General features: G+C 65.9%; 13 protein-coding genes. 9 read left to right on the top strand and 4 right to left on the bottom strand.

Features of this window, described 5'->3' with window-relative positions; translation table 11 throughout:
• Positions 1–17: 17 nt before the first annotated feature.
• Positions 18–1,181, bottom strand: a complete 1,164-nt coding sequence (locus AC6HZP_RS10995) for a pyridoxal phosphate-dependent aminotransferase (RefSeq protein ID WP_497526588.1) — start codon at positions 1,179–1,181, stop codon at positions 18–20.
• Between the two features lie 151 nt (positions 1,182–1,332).
• Here AC6HZP_RS10995 and AC6HZP_RS11000 point away from each other — a divergent pair, with 151 nt between their 5' ends.
• The 6 genes from AC6HZP_RS11000 to aat all read left to right on the top strand — a co-directional run bounded on the left by AC6HZP_RS11000 (position 1,333) and on the right by aat (position 6,803).
• Positions 1,333–2,721: a M48 family metalloprotease gene (locus AC6HZP_RS11000; RefSeq protein WP_497526589.1), complete on the top strand. Its 1,389-nt coding sequence runs from the start codon at positions 1,333–1,335 to the stop codon at positions 2,719–2,721.
• 61 nt (positions 2,722–2,782) lie between these two features.
• Positions 2,783–3,538 (top strand): DsbA family protein, encoded by a 756-nt coding sequence (locus tag AC6HZP_RS11005; RefSeq protein WP_497526590.1) that lies wholly within the window; start codon positions 2,783–2,785, stop codon positions 3,536–3,538.
• A 136-nt stretch (positions 3,539–3,674) separates the two neighbouring features.
• Entirely contained in the window at positions 3,675–4,112 is a 438-nt protein-coding gene (gene aroQ, locus AC6HZP_RS11010) for a type II 3-dehydroquinate dehydratase (protein ID WP_201403599.1), read from the top strand.
• A gap of 34 nt (positions 4,113–4,146) precedes the next feature.
• A complete protein-coding gene (gene accB, locus AC6HZP_RS11015; RefSeq protein ID WP_201403600.1) occupies positions 4,147–4,605 on the top strand; it encodes an acetyl-CoA carboxylase biotin carboxyl carrier protein in 459 nt (152 codons plus the stop codon).
• A 14-nt stretch (positions 4,606–4,619) separates the two neighbouring features.
• The gene (gene accC / locus AC6HZP_RS11020; protein WP_497526785.1) at positions 4,620–5,963 is read left to right on the top strand and encodes an acetyl-CoA carboxylase biotin carboxylase subunit; all 1,344 of its coding nucleotides are present in this window, start codon (positions 4,620–4,622) and stop codon (positions 5,961–5,963) included.
• Between the two features lie 162 nt (positions 5,964–6,125).
• The gene (gene aat / locus AC6HZP_RS11025) at positions 6,126–6,803 is read left to right on the top strand and encodes a leucyl/phenylalanyl-tRNA--protein transferase (protein WP_497526591.1); all 678 of its coding nucleotides are present in this window, start codon (positions 6,126–6,128) and stop codon (positions 6,801–6,803) included.
• Here the strand turns inward: aat and AC6HZP_RS11030 are convergent.
• On the bottom strand, positions 6,740–7,162 hold the full coding sequence (locus AC6HZP_RS11030; RefSeq protein ID WP_201403602.1) for a DUF2155 domain-containing protein: 423 nt from the start codon (positions 7,160–7,162) through the stop codon (positions 6,740–6,742). The two genes, aat and AC6HZP_RS11030, sit on opposite strands and share 64 nt — an antisense overlap.
• Positions 7,163–7,606: 444 nt before the next feature.
• Between AC6HZP_RS11030 and AC6HZP_RS11035 the strand changes: the two genes are divergently transcribed.
• Together AC6HZP_RS11035 and thiD are read left to right on the top strand one after the other, a co-directional pair.
• Positions 7,607–8,548: a DMT family transporter gene (locus tag AC6HZP_RS11035; protein ID WP_497526592.1), complete on the top strand. Its 942-nt coding sequence runs from the start codon at positions 7,607–7,609 to the stop codon at positions 8,546–8,548.
• 15 nt (positions 8,549–8,563) lie between these two features.
• Positions 8,564–9,361 (top strand): bifunctional hydroxymethylpyrimidine kinase/phosphomethylpyrimidine kinase, encoded by a 798-nt coding sequence (thiD, locus tag AC6HZP_RS11040; protein WP_497526593.1) that lies wholly within the window; start codon positions 8,564–8,566, stop codon positions 9,359–9,361.
• A 6-nt stretch (positions 9,362–9,367) separates the two neighbouring features.
• Here the strand turns inward: thiD and AC6HZP_RS11045 are convergent, their stop codons facing one another.
• Positions 9,368–9,994 carry a TetR/AcrR family transcriptional regulator gene (locus tag AC6HZP_RS11045; protein WP_497526594.1) on the bottom strand — a complete coding sequence of 209 codons (627 nt, stop codon included), beginning with the start codon at positions 9,992–9,994 and terminating at the stop codon, positions 9,368–9,370.
• A 202-nt stretch (positions 9,995–10,196) separates the two neighbouring features.
• Between AC6HZP_RS11045 and AC6HZP_RS11050 the strand changes: the two genes are divergently transcribed.
• Complete coding sequence (locus AC6HZP_RS11050; RefSeq protein WP_497526595.1) at positions 10,197–11,153, top strand: homocysteine S-methyltransferase family protein; 957 nt, start codon at positions 10,197–10,199, stop codon at positions 11,151–11,153.
• Positions 11,154–11,201: 48 nt separating this feature from the next.
• Here the strand turns inward: AC6HZP_RS11050 and AC6HZP_RS11055 are convergent, their stop codons facing one another.
• Positions 11,202–12,455 (bottom strand): mechanosensitive ion channel family protein, encoded by a 1,254-nt coding sequence (locus AC6HZP_RS11055; protein ID WP_497526786.1) that lies wholly within the window; start codon positions 12,453–12,455, stop codon positions 11,202–11,204.
• Positions 12,456–12,759: the final 304 nt, after the last annotated feature.

Here is a 12,759-nt window from a genome sequence, read left to right on the forward strand (position 1 = left end):
AGGCCTGAATTTCGGGCTCAGGCGAGCCAGTGTTCGAGACGCTCGGCCGCCTCGGCGATCTCCGTCGTCGCGCCGGCGAAGGAGAAGCGGATATGGCTGTGCCCATGGATGCGGTCGAAATCCGCGCCCGGCGTCGCCGAGATGCCCGCTTCGGCCAGCATCCTCTGCGCGAAATCGGCTGAATCGTTCGAGAAGCGCCGCACGGACGCGTAGATGTAGAAGGCGCCGTCGACCGGGAAATAGTCGTCGAAACCGAGCTTCGGCAGCTTGTCGAGCAGCAGGCGGCGATTGGCGGCGTAGCCGGCCTTGATGATCTCGAGTTCTTCCGTGGCGTCGAACGCGGCAATCGCCGCGCGCTGCGACAGGTCCGGCGCCGAGATGTAGAGGCTCTGGCCGATCCGCTCGACCGGCCGCACCAGGATCTCCGGCAGCACCATCCAGCCGATGCGCCAGCCGGTCATGCAGTAATATTTCGAGAACGAGTTGATGACGATGGCGCGGTCGCTCGTCTTCAGCGCCGTCTCGGCGACGCCGTCATAGACGAGGCCGTGATAGATCTCGTCCGAGATGAAGCGGATGCCGAGATCGTCGGCGGCGCGGACGAGGGCGGCGAGCGCCTCCGGCGTCATCATCGTGCCGGTCGGGTTGCCCGGGCTCGCGACGAGAATGCCGGCGAGCGGCGTTTCCGCGTGGACCGTCTCGAGCATGGCCGGCGTGATCGCGTGCCGCGTCTCGGGAGATGTCTCGATCTCGATCACCTCGAGGCCGAGCGCGGCGAGGATGTTGCGATAGGCGGGGTAGCCGGGCGAGGCGATCGCGACGCGGTCGCCGGGATCGAACGCCGCCAGGAAGGCGAGGTTGAAGCCCGCCGACGAACCGGTGGTGATCGCGATCCGCGACGCCGGCACGTCCACGCCATGGGCGTCGGAGTAGTACTGCGCGATCCGTTGCCGCAGCGCCCGCGATCCGAGCGCCTCGGTATAGCCGATACGGCCCTGGTCGAGCGCGGCGCGGGCGGCGTCCAGCACGGCGCGGGGCGCCGAAGCGCCGGGTTCGCCGATCTCCATCCGGATGATCCGTTCGCCCTCGGCGATCCGGTCGAAGGCCGCCGTCATGACGTCCATCGCGATGAACGGGGCGACCGCGCTGCGGCGCGACGGCGGACGATCAGAAGCTGTCATGGCGCGCGGGTTCCATCTCGGGATGAAAAGTCTTGCTATCGCCCCATTTTCTGCGCATCCGTCCAAGGGGGATGCCGCTGGCCGGCGACGGCGTGAGCGGCTTCAATACAATCCGGCAGCCTTCAGGGGAAGGCTGGAGAGGGAGGGGCGGGTGTTGAAATCAGCGCAGCGGATGATGCGGGGGCTCGTGGGCGGTATCGTCGGCGCCGTTCTTCTGAGTCCGCTGGCAAGTAACCCCGCCGCCGCGCAATCGAGGCCGGCGCTGGTTCGCGACGCGGAAACGGAAGCGCTGATCCAGGACTATCTGCGCCCGATCTTCAAGGCGGCGGGCCTGCGGTCGTCGTCGGTCGAGCTCTATCTGGTCAACAGCCCCGCCTTCAACGCCTTCGTCGCCTCCGGCGACAAGATCTTTGTCAACACCGGCGCGATCATCGATTCGAAGACGCCAAACGAACTGATCGGCGTTCTGGCGCATGAGACCGGCCATCTCGCCGGCAATCACCAGATCCAGCTGCGCCAGCAGCTCGAGACGGCCAAGACCATGGCATTGATCGGCAGCGTCGTCGGCATGGGCGCGGCGATTGCCGGGGCCGCCAGCGGCTCGGGCGACGCGGCGCGCGCCGGTGGCGGCATCGCCATGGGCTCGGGCGAGCTCGTGCGGCGCGGGCTGCTCTCCTACCAGCGGGGCGAGGAAATGGCGGCCGACCGGTCGGCGCTCGAATATCTGGACAAGACGGGCCAGTCGGCCAAGGGCATGATCACGACGTTCGAGCGCTTCGCCGACAACACGCTGTATTCCAGCCGCGGCACCAATCCCTACCTGCAGAGCCATCCGCTGCCGAACGAGCGCATCGACCTGATCCAGGGCGCGGCCAAGAAGAGCAAGTTCTACAACGCCAAGGATTCGCCCGAACTGCAGGCGCGCCACGACATGGTTCGCGCCAAGCTCTCGGCGTTCTCCGAGGATTCCATGCTGGTGGTGCGGCGCTATCCGCCAGGCGACACCTCGATGCCCGCGCAGTATGCCCGCGCCATCCTGGCGTATCGCACCGGCAATTCCCGCAACGCCTTGGACCAGATCAGCGCGCTGATCCGGGCACGGCCGAACAATCCCTATTTCTACGAGCTTCAGGGCCAGGTGCTGCTCGAGAGCGGCCGGGCCAAGGAGGCCGTCGCGCCATTGCGCAAGGCGGTTGCGTCGCAGCCGAAATCGGGCCTTTTGCGCATCATGCTGGGCCAGGCGCTGGTTGAGCTCGGGGACAAGAAATCGGTCGACGAGGCGGTCAAGAACCTGACCATCGGCCTGCAGACGGACCCCGACATGCCGATCGGCTATCGCAGCCTGGCGCGCGCCTACGCCCTGAGGGGCGACGTGGCCATGGCCGATCTCGCCACCGCGCAAGGTGAATTCGCCGAGGGCAAGTTCGCCTCGGCCAAGGCGCGTGCCAAGCGGGCGCAGAGCCAGTTCAAGACGGGTTCGCCGGCCTGGCTTCGCGCCGACGACATCGTATCCTATACACCGCCTCCGAAGGGCAAATGACCCAATTCACCCATCGATTGCCACGCGCTATGTTCCCGATGGGTCCAAACAGGTGAGTACAATGCCGAGACTGTTCCTTGCCGCGGCGTTCGCCGCCCTGACGCTTGCGACGGCTCCCGTCCAGGCCGCCAGCTTCTCCGAAAGCCAGCGCTCCGAGATCGGGAACGTGGTCAAGGAGTATCTCATGCAGCATCCGGAAGTGATCCGCGATGCGATGGAAGAGCTGCAGCGCAAGCAGGAGGCGGCGGAAGCCGAGGCCCGCCGGACGGGCGTCTCGAAATACGCCGACCAGTTGTTCAACTCCAAGCGCCACGTCGTCCTGGGCAATCCGGAAGGCGACGTCACGCTGGTCGAGTTCTTCGATTACAACTGCGGCTACTGCAAGCGCGCGCATGCCGACATGGAGAAGCTGCTCGACGAGGACAAGGGGCTGCGCGTCATCCTGAAGGAGTTCCCCGTGCTCGGGCAGGGCTCCGAGGAAGCGGCGCAGGTCGCCGTCGTCGTCAACAAGATCGCCCCCGACAAGTATCGCGCCTTCTTCGACGAGCTCTTGATGAGCCGCGGCGCGGTTGACGGCGCGCGGGCGCTGGCGGTGGCCGCCGATCTCGGTCTCGACAAGGCCGCAATCCAGGCGCAGCTGAAGGATCCGGAAGTGGGCGCGACCATCAACGAGTCGTATGCGCTGGCGCAGGCGCTCGGCATCAACGGCACGCCGTCCTACGTCCTGCAGAACGATGTCGTCATCGGCGCCGTCGGCTATGACGCGCTGAAGTCGAAGATCAAATCGGTGAGGGAATGCGGCGCCACAAGCTGCTGACCGCTTGGACAAGAATCATGGGACACTACCCCCGAGGCGAAAGCTTCGGGGCTTTTCCTTTATTGTTTGACCCCCTATAACCGGCCAACCTCGCCGCAAGGGCCTGTCCTTGCATGGCCCTCGGTAGAAATCATCGATGACAGTCGCAATCCTCGTTCTGAACGGCCCCAACCTCAACATGCTCGGCAAGCGCGAGCCTGGTGTCTACGGAGCCAAGACCCTGGGTGAAATCGAGGCTGAAACGAAGGCTGCGGGCGAGCGGCTTGGCATGGCGGTGGATTTCCGCCAGTCGAATCATGAGGGCGTCCTCGTCGATTGGATCCATGAGGCCCTCGGACGGTTCCGTGGCATCGTGATCAATCCCGGCGCCTACACCCACACCTCGATCGCCCTGCACGACGCGATCCGCGCCGTCGGCCTCCCCACGATCGAGCTGCATCTCTCCAACGTCTTCGCGCGCGAGGACTTCCGGCATCATTCCTATGTTTCCCCCGTCGCCGCCGGCGTGATCTGCGGTTTCGGAGCCGCTGGCTATGGCTTGGCGCTGCAGGCGCTGCAGCCGCTCGTCGACTGAGCGAGGGGAAACGGATCATGAAAGAACAAAGGGCATGACGAGCAAAAATTCGATCGACCAGGATCTCATCCGCCAGCTGGCCTTGCTGCTGACGGAGACGGACCTCACCGAGATTGAAGTCGAGCACGAGGATCTCCGGATCCGCGTCGCGCGCACGGTGACCGCGGCTCCGACCTATCAGGTCGCCGCGCCCGTAGCCCCGGTCGCCGCCGCGCCTGCGGCCGCCGCCGCGCCGGCCGAGGTCAATCTGGCGAGCCATCCGGGCATCGTGCCGTCGCCGATGGTCGGCACCGCCTACCGTTCGCCGGAGCCGGGCGCCAAGACCTTCGTCGAGATCGGCGACACGGTTCGCGAGGGCCAGACCCTGCTGATCGTCGAAGCCATGAAGACCATGAACCAGATCCCGTCGCCGCGCTCCGGCGTCGTCAAGGCGATCATGGTCGAAGACGGCCAGCCGGTCGAATATGGCGAACCCCTGCTGATCATCGAATGAGCGTCGTGGTGCCGATGTTCAACAAGATCCTCATCGCCAATCGAGGCGAAATCGCCCTCCGCATCCTCCGCGCCTGCAAGGAGCTGGGGATTCAGACTGTCGCGGCGCACTCGACGGCCGACGCTGACGCGATGCATGTCCGCCTCGCCGATGAGAGCGTCTGCATCGGCCCGCCGCCCGCTCGCGATAGCTACCTCAACATCCCGTCGCTGCTCGCCGCTTGCGAGATCACCGGCGCCGACGCGATCCATCCCGGCTACGGCTTCCTGTCGGAAAATGCGCGCTTCGCGGAGATTCTCGAGGCGCACAACCTGACCTTCATCGGACCCAAGTCCGAGCACATCCGCATCATGGGCGACAAGATCGAGGCGAAGCGCACGGCGAAGCGCCTCGGCATTCCGGTCGTCCCCGGTTCGGATGGCGCGCTGAAGGACGAGGCCGACGCGATTCGCAACGGCGCCGCCATCGGCTATCCGGTGCTGATCAAGGCATCGTCGGGCGGCGGCGGACGCGGCATGAAGGTCGCGCGCTCGGAGGCCGATGTCGTCATCGCCTTCCAGACCGCCCGTTCCGAGGCGAAGGCCGCCTTCGGCGACGACGCCGTCTACATGGAAAAGTACCTCGAGAAGCCCCGCCACATCGAGATCCAGGTTCTCGGTGACGGCAAGGGCTACGCCGTGCATCTCGGCGAGCGTGACTGCTCGCTGCAGCGCCGGCACCAGAAGGTCTGGGAAGAGGCGGGTTCGCCGGCCCTCAACGCCGACGAGCGCGACAAGATCGGCGCCATCTGCGCCAAGGCCGTGGCCGATCTCGGTTACTCCGGCGCCGGCACGATCGAGTTCCTGTACGAGAACGGCGAGTTCTACTTCATCGAGATGAACACCCGCCTGCAGGTGGAGCATCCGGTGACGGAAGCCGTCACGGGCATCGATCTCGTCAACGAGCAGATCCGCATCGCCGCCGGCAGCGGCCTGTCCTTCCGCCAGGAGGACGTGACGTTCGAAGGCCACGCCATCGAATGCCGCATCAATGCCGAGGACCCGCGGACCTTCGCGCCGTCGCCCGGCAAGATCACCTACTACCACCCGCCGGGCGGCCTCGGCGTCCGCGTCGATTCGGGCGTCTATCAGGGCTACAAGATCCCGCCCTACTACGACAGCCTGATCGGCAAGCTGATCGTGCACGGTCGCAATCGCGTCGAATGCATGATGCGGCTGCGTCGCGCGCTGGACGAGTTCGTCGTCGACGGCGTGTCGACGACCATCCCGCTCTTCCGCCAGCTGGTGGACGATCAGGACATCGCCGACGGCCGCTACGACATCCACTGGCTGGAGAAGAAGCTGGCTGTGGACCACTGATCGGGCGTCGGCATTCGCCTTTCGAGAGCCTCGGGAACATGACAATGTGCCCGGGCTCTTCGGGGGAGGGGTGCACAATGCGCGGGATTCGTTTAGTCATGGGTACGGGAGCCGGTTTCGGCTCCGCGTGCTCGGCTTCCGGTCCCCGCGTCGCGTGATCCCATGGCCCGCCAGTCTGACCATCTGCCCGAAATCACGCCTCAAGTTCTCTTGAAGGCATATGCGTGCGGCATCTTTCCGATGTCGGACTCGGCCGAGGATCCCGGCTTATACTGGATCGAGCCCGAAAGCCGCGGCATCTTTCCGCTCGACGCGTTCCATGTTCCGCGCCGGCTCGCCCGCACCATGCGGCACCAGCCTTACGAGATCCGGATCGATTCGGACTTTGAAGGCGTGATCGCGGGCTGCGCCGGCAACGCCGCCTCTGTCTATCGCGACAAGACCTGGATCAACCAGCGCATCCGCGCCCTCTATCGCGAGCTGTTCGCGCTCGGCCACTGTCACACCGTCGAGGCGTGGCAGGACGGCAAGCTGGTCGGCGGGCTCTATGGCGTGCGGCTGCAGGGCGCCTTTTTCGGCGAGAGCATGTTCAGCCATGCGCGCGATGCGTCCAAGATCGCGCTCGTCTATCTCGTCGCCCGGCTGAAGGCCGGCGGCTTCAGCCTGCTCGACGCCCAGTTCACCACCGAGCATCTGTCGCAGTTCGGCGCCATCGAGGTCGACCGCGACGAATATCACGCGCGGCTCGAGGTCGCTCTCGCGGGCGAGGGCGACTTCTACGGCTTGGACGGATGCGCCACGGTCGACGAGGTCTTGCAGTTGGCAAGCCAGACGTCATAGACGGCGTGGTCGACGGCGTGCAGGCCGGGGCTGTCTGCGAACATCCATCCCGTGAAGATACGGCGCACCTTGCGGTTCAGCGTGATCTCGTCGACCTCGACGAAGGCGTCCGTCTGCGGCTGCTCGGTCGCGGGGCGCGAATAGCAGGCCCGCGGCGTCACCTGCAGGGCGCCGAACTGCACCGTCTCGTCCATATAGACGTCGAAGGTGATGATCCGGCCGGTGATCTTGTCGAGACCCGCGAACTCGGCAACCGGATTGGTGATCCGCTCCGCATGGGCGGACGTGCCGACGAGGAGAGAGGCCAGGGTTGCCGCGACAAGCGTCGGGCCGCAGCGTCGTGTGATGAAACGTGTCATGGGATTCCGATGATGACCTCTGCACCGCCGGTTGGGTGCTTAACACGCGATTCCGGCGGGGAAAAGGCGTTGCGCGCATGACGGGAGCGGTCGGCGTCCACCTGTTGAGAGGTTTGGACCATTTTGCGTCTCCGCTTTGGCTCCAGGCGGTTGCACCCGGCGGCGAGCGGGTCCTATGATCCATGAAATGCGGCGCTTCGGCCCAGCTTTGCCGATCCGTTCCGCATCTTCTGCCGATGATCGATCGAGGAGGCGGCCCGCCCGGGCCGGATCGTCATGAACGAAGTGTCGTCCATTCGCGATTTCAGGCCTCGCCGGATCGGCTTTGTCCCAACCGATCGCGCTCGTCTAGCCCTGCGGGCCGGCTGAAAGCGAAGTCCGAAACCGGGCCGCATCCCCTGCGGCCCCCGAAGAAACGGACCGCCCCCCGGTCCGGTGGGTTCCATGGAAGCGCTTCAGAAGGGGCAGCCGCTTTTCGGCGTGCTGCTCAAGATCATCTCGACGATCGCCTTCACGGCGATGGCGACCCTGATCAAATATGTCTCGGACAGCTATCCGCCGGGCGAAATCGCGTTCTTCCGCTCCGCCTTCGCGCTGATCCCCGTGCTGATCTGGGTCGGCTGGTATGGCGGGCTTCCCTCCATCTTCATCACCCCGCGCATCGGCGGCCACGTGCTGCGCTCGATCGCCGGGGCGACGTCGATGTTCTTCGGCTTCTCGGCGCTGGCGCGGCTGCCGCTCTCCGACGCCACCGCGATCGGCTATGCCTCGCCGCTGCTGACGGTGGTGCTCGCGGCGGTGCTCCTGAAGGAGGCGATTCGCGTCTACCGGTGGACGGCGGTAGTGGTCGGCCTGATCGGCGTCCTCGTCATCCTGTCGGGCTATATCGGGCCCGAGCGAGGCCCGGACCGCAGTGCGCTCGGCGCCGTCTTCGCGATCCTCGCCGCCTTCTTCGGCGCGCTCGCGGCGACGCAGACGCGCCGCCTGACCTGGGTCGAGCCGCCGGGGACGATCGTCATCTATTTCTCGATCTTCACGGCGCTCTTCATGCTGCTGACCGCGCCATTCGGCTGGGCGATGCCGCGCTGGGAGCATGTGCCCTTCCTCGTCGGCTCCGGCATCTTCGGCGGCATCGGCCAGGTGCTTTTGACGCAGAGCTACCGCTATGGCGAGGCGTCGCTGATCGCGCCGTTCGAATATGTCTCGATGCTCTGGGCGATCATCGTCAGCTATCTGCTGTTTCACTCGACCCCGAGCGCCACCATGCTCGTCGGCTCGGCGATCGTCGTTGCATCGGGGATGTTCGTGATCTATCGCGAGCATCGTCTCGGCATCAAGCGTAGCCGGGAGCGCGCGTCGAAGACCCCGGCGGGGCCGGGGGCCTGAGGAAGGATACCAGGGATGACAGCCATCGCCGTTACCATCGCCGGCTCGGATTCGGGCGGCGGCGCCGGCATTCAGGCCGATCTGAAGACTTTCTCGGCGCTCGGCGTCTATGGCGCCTCGGTGATCGCGGCGCTGACGGCGCAGAACACGCTGGGCGTCACGGGGATCCATGACGTGCCGGCCGATTTCGTCACCGCCCAGATCGACGCCGTCTTCTCCGATCTCGATGTCGGCGCGGTCAAGATCGGCATGCTGTCCCAGCCTGATGTCATCCGCGCCGTAGCGGCCGGGCTCGATCGCTTCGACCAGAAGAACGTCGTGCTCGATCCGGTCATGGTGGCGACCAGCGGCGACATGCTGCTGCGCGACGAATCGGTGGCGGTGCTGATCGCCGACCTCCTGCCGCGCTCGGCCCTCGTCACGCCGAACCTGCGGGAGGCGGCGCGCCTGCTCGAAACCGACGTCGCGACGGACGCGGCCGGCATGGAGGCGCAGGCCGAGGCGATCCTGCGCCTCGGCGCCCGTGCCGTCCTGATCAAGGGCGGCCATGGCACCGGTCCGGAGAGCGACGATCTCCTGATGTCGGCCGCCGGCAAACGCTGGTTCAGCGCGCCGCGCATCGACACGCTGAATACGCATGGCACCGGCTGCACGCTGTCCTCCGCGATCGCGGCGGGCCTCGCGCGCGGCCTCGCGCTCGAACCGGCGATCGAGGAGGCCAAGCGCTACATCACGGACGCGATCGTCGCCTCGGACCGCCTGCAGATCGGCCGTGGCCACGGCCCGGTGCACCACTTCCACAAGTGGTGGTGACGGCAGTCAATTGCCGAGGAAGATCGCCCGGATGAAGTCGCGGTAGAGCAGGATCTGCCGCGGCAGGATCGTCGCATCCCGCAGCGCGCGACCCAGGATCAGGCCGCCCTCGACCAAGGTCGAGATCATGTCGGCGAGGGCATCAATGTCGACATCGTGGCGGGGCGGATAGCGGGCCGCGATCAGTTGCAGCCGCTCGCCGAAGCGGCTGCGCCACGCCAGCATGCCGGCGGCGTTCAGGTCGCGGATCTCGCGGTCGAACAGCTGGTCCTGGTAGCAATAGGACGCGGCGATGCAGCCCGGATGCTGCTCCGGCAGGTCCGCCAGCATTTCGGCGAACAGTTTCAGGCCGACGAGAAAGCCGTGCAGCGGGTCGTCATGCAGGTCGTCGCCGCGCTGGAAGATCGCCTCCAGCACGGCGCGGTCCTGCTCGAGATAGCGGAGCAGCAGCGCCCGGGCGAGCTCGTTCTTGTCGCGGAAATGATAGAAGAAGCCGCTCTTGGTGATGCCGACGCCGGCGATCAGCTCGTCGATGGATGTCGCCGAGAAGCCCTTGGCGAGCACCCGCTGCTCGGCGAGGCTGAGCAGCCTTTCGCGCGTATCCGTTCGAGGCTGGGGCGCGGAGTTCGACATGCCGGAACTTTACCATAGGTCAAGTTCGGCTTCCTCCGATCTGTCATTCGTTGAATCGAGATCAGAGGAGTGATGCCTATCTGTTTGATAAATAATCAGTTCGTGAAATTCGATCCGACTGGACCACGCGCTTTCTAGTCGCGGAACAGGAGCGGGATAGAGTCCGTCGCCATCCGAAGCTCCAAGGAGGAGGATGGACGACATGGCCCGCTACAGAGACGCCCTGCCGCAACTGACGGATCGCCTGTTCACCACCGATGGCGGTCTGGAGACGACGCTGATCTTTCACGATGGGATCGAGCTTCCGGCCTTCGCCGCCTTCGATCTGTTCTCGCGTCCCGGCGGGCGCGAGCGCCTGCGCGCCTATTATGACCGCTACGCCGCGCTCGCCCATGCGCGCCGGCTCGGCTTCATTCTGGAAAGCCCGACATGGCGGGCCAACCGGGACTGGGGCGCGCAGATCGGCTACGACGCCGATGCGCTCGCCGTCAGCAATCGCGCCGCCATCGATCTGATGCGCGAACTGCGCGATCGCTATGACAGCCCCGAAACGCCGATGGTGATCAGCGGCGATATCGGTCCACGGGGCGACGGCTACCAGATCGACCGGAAGATGAGCGTCGCCGAGGCGGCCGACTATCATGGCGAGCAGATCCGCACCTTCGCCGCCACCGAGGCGGATTTCGTCAGCGCGATGACGATCAACTATGTCGAGGAGGCGCTTGGCCTGGTTCGCGCCGCCTCGGACGCGCAGATGCCGATCGTCCTCTCCTTCACGGTCGAGACGGACGGCCGGTTGCCGAGCGGGCAGGAGCTTCGCGACGCGATCGAGACCGTCGACGCCACGGCCGCGGTCGCGCCGGTCTACTACATGATCAATTGCGCCCATCCGACCCATTTCGAGCACCTGTTCGGGGCAAGCGAGGGCTGGACGCGGCGGATCAAGGGGCTGCGGGCCAATGCGTCGCGGCGCAGCCATGCCGAGCTCGACAACGCCCCCAATCTCGACGACGGCGACCCGGCCGAACTCGGTCGCCAGTTCGCAGCACTTCGGCGGGCATGCCCCGGTTTGAACGTGGTCGGCGGCTGCTGCGGCACCGATTTCCGGCATGTGGAGGCGATCTGTTTCGCCTGCCAGTCGGTCAACCTGGCGGCGTGATGGCGACGGGCGGCCGATCCTCGGGGACCGGCCGCCGCATGCAAGGCGTCAGGCGTCCGCCGCCGCCAGGGCGCGTGGGCTTCGGCGCAGGCCCGGCGCCAGCGCCTTCAGGTCCTGACCGCTGGGGTTCTGGAATACGCGGAGGTCGAATTCCGGCAGGATCGCGTAGAGGTGGTCGAAGATGTCCGACTGGATGCCTTCGTAGCGCGCCCAGACGATGGTGTTGGTGAAGGCGTAGATCTCGATCGGCAGGCCGTCCGGCCCCGGCGGCATCTGCCGCACCAGGATCGTCATGTCCTGGCGCAGGTCGGGATGGTTCCTGAGATAGCTCTCCACATAGGCGCGGAAGGTGCCGATATTGGTGGAACGCCGGCGGTTGGCGGCGAACTTGGCCCGCTCGCCGAGCTTGCCGTTCCAGTCGTCGATCTCGGCGCGCTTACGCGCCAGATAGGTCTCCAGATGGCCGAACAGGGTGAGCTTGTCGAAGTCTTCCTCGGTCAGGAAGCGGATGCTGTTCTGGTCGAGATAGAGCGAGCGCTTGATCCGCCGGCCGCCCGTTTCCTGCATGCCGCGCCAGTTCTTGAACGGCTCGGTGACCAGCTTGCGGATGGGCACCGTCGTGATCGTCTTGTCGAAGTTCTGCACCTTCACCGTATGCAGCGCGATCTCGATGACGTCGCCATCGGCGTTCTGGCCGGGCATTTCGATCCAGTCGCCGACGCGCACCATGTCGGTCGACGAGATCTGGATGCCCGCGACGAGCGACAGCAGCGTATCCTGAAAGACGAGGATCAGGACGGCGGCCATGGCGCCGAGACCCGACAGCAGGATGACCGGCGAGCGGTCGATCAGCGTCGCGATGATCAGGAGCGCCGCGATCACATAGACCGCGATCTTGACCACCTGGATATAGCCCTTGATCGGCTTCAGCCGGGCCGAGGGGCGGCGATGATAGGTGGTGTCGACGATGTTGAGCGCCGCGCTCACCGTCATTGCCAGCGACAGGATGATGAAGGCGTTGGCGACGTTCTTGATGACCGTCAGCGCGAATTGCGGAAGACCCGGAACGAGGTCGATGCCGGCCGAGATCACCAGCGCCGGCATCAAATTGGCGAGGCGTTCGATGACGCCGTGGCTGCGCAGTTCCTCGTCGCGGCCATAGGCCGTCATGCCGAGGGCCCTGTGCACCAGCTTGAGCAGCAGCGCCTTGACGACATAGTTCGCGAACAGGGCGGCGATGATGAGGGCTGTCAGGGTGAGCAGGGCGTTGATCCAGTGATGCTCGGTCAGGATCTTCTCGATGCTTTCCACCGGCTCTCCTTCAGGAATTGGCAAGCGCCGTCCGCGTGGTCCCGTCCGGCATTCCCGGGTCGACGGGCGCTTGGTTGAAAGGGCATCCCGCGCGAGCGCGCCTGGGTCCCGAACCGCGCGGCGGCGGGCGGGATGGATGCGGGCGAGGGACCGGGACACCGAAAGGGCGCCCGGGGCCCGAGTCAGGCGCTCAGGGTGACGGGGAGGGCCACGCCCGTCAATGCGCGCCCGTAGAAGTAGACGCAGAAACGAAAAGAGCGGCCGACGCATGGCGCCGGCCGCTCTTCAATCCGTC

This window comes from Kaistia sp. SLG-1 (genome assembly GCF_059699055.1).

Coding starts and splice junctions, on each gene's coding strand:
- aat (WP_497526591.1), top strand. CDS start 6,126: ATGGCCCGCCAGTCTGACCATCTGCCCGAAATCACGCCTCAAGTTCTC.
- aroQ (WP_201403599.1), top strand. CDS start 3,675: ATGACAGTCGCAATCCTCGTTCTGAACGGCCCCAACCTCAACATGCTC.
- AC6HZP_RS11035 (WP_497526592.1), top strand. CDS start 7,607: ATGGAAGCGCTTCAGAAGGGGCAGCCGCTTTTCGGCGTGCTGCTCAAG.
- AC6HZP_RS11005 (WP_497526590.1), top strand. CDS start 2,783: ATGCCGAGACTGTTCCTTGCCGCGGCGTTCGCCGCCCTGACGCTTGCG.
- AC6HZP_RS10995 (WP_497526588.1), bottom strand. CDS start 1,181: ATGACAGCTTCTGATCGTCCGCCGTCGCGCCGCAGCGCGGTCGCCCCG.
- thiD (WP_497526593.1), top strand. CDS start 8,564: ATGACAGCCATCGCCGTTACCATCGCCGGCTCGGATTCGGGCGGCGGC.
- AC6HZP_RS11050 (WP_497526595.1), top strand. CDS start 10,197: ATGGCCCGCTACAGAGACGCCCTGCCGCAACTGACGGATCGCCTGTTC.
- accB (WP_201403600.1), top strand. CDS start 4,147: ATGACGAGCAAAAATTCGATCGACCAGGATCTCATCCGCCAGCTGGCC.
- AC6HZP_RS11030 (WP_201403602.1), bottom strand. CDS start 7,162: ATGACACGTTTCATCACACGACGCTGCGGCCCGACGCTTGTCGCGGCA.
- AC6HZP_RS11045 (WP_497526594.1), bottom strand. CDS start 9,994: ATGTCGAACTCCGCGCCCCAGCCTCGAACGGATACGCGCGAAAGGCTG.
- accC (WP_497526785.1), top strand. CDS start 4,620: ATGTTCAACAAGATCCTCATCGCCAATCGAGGCGAAATCGCCCTCCGC.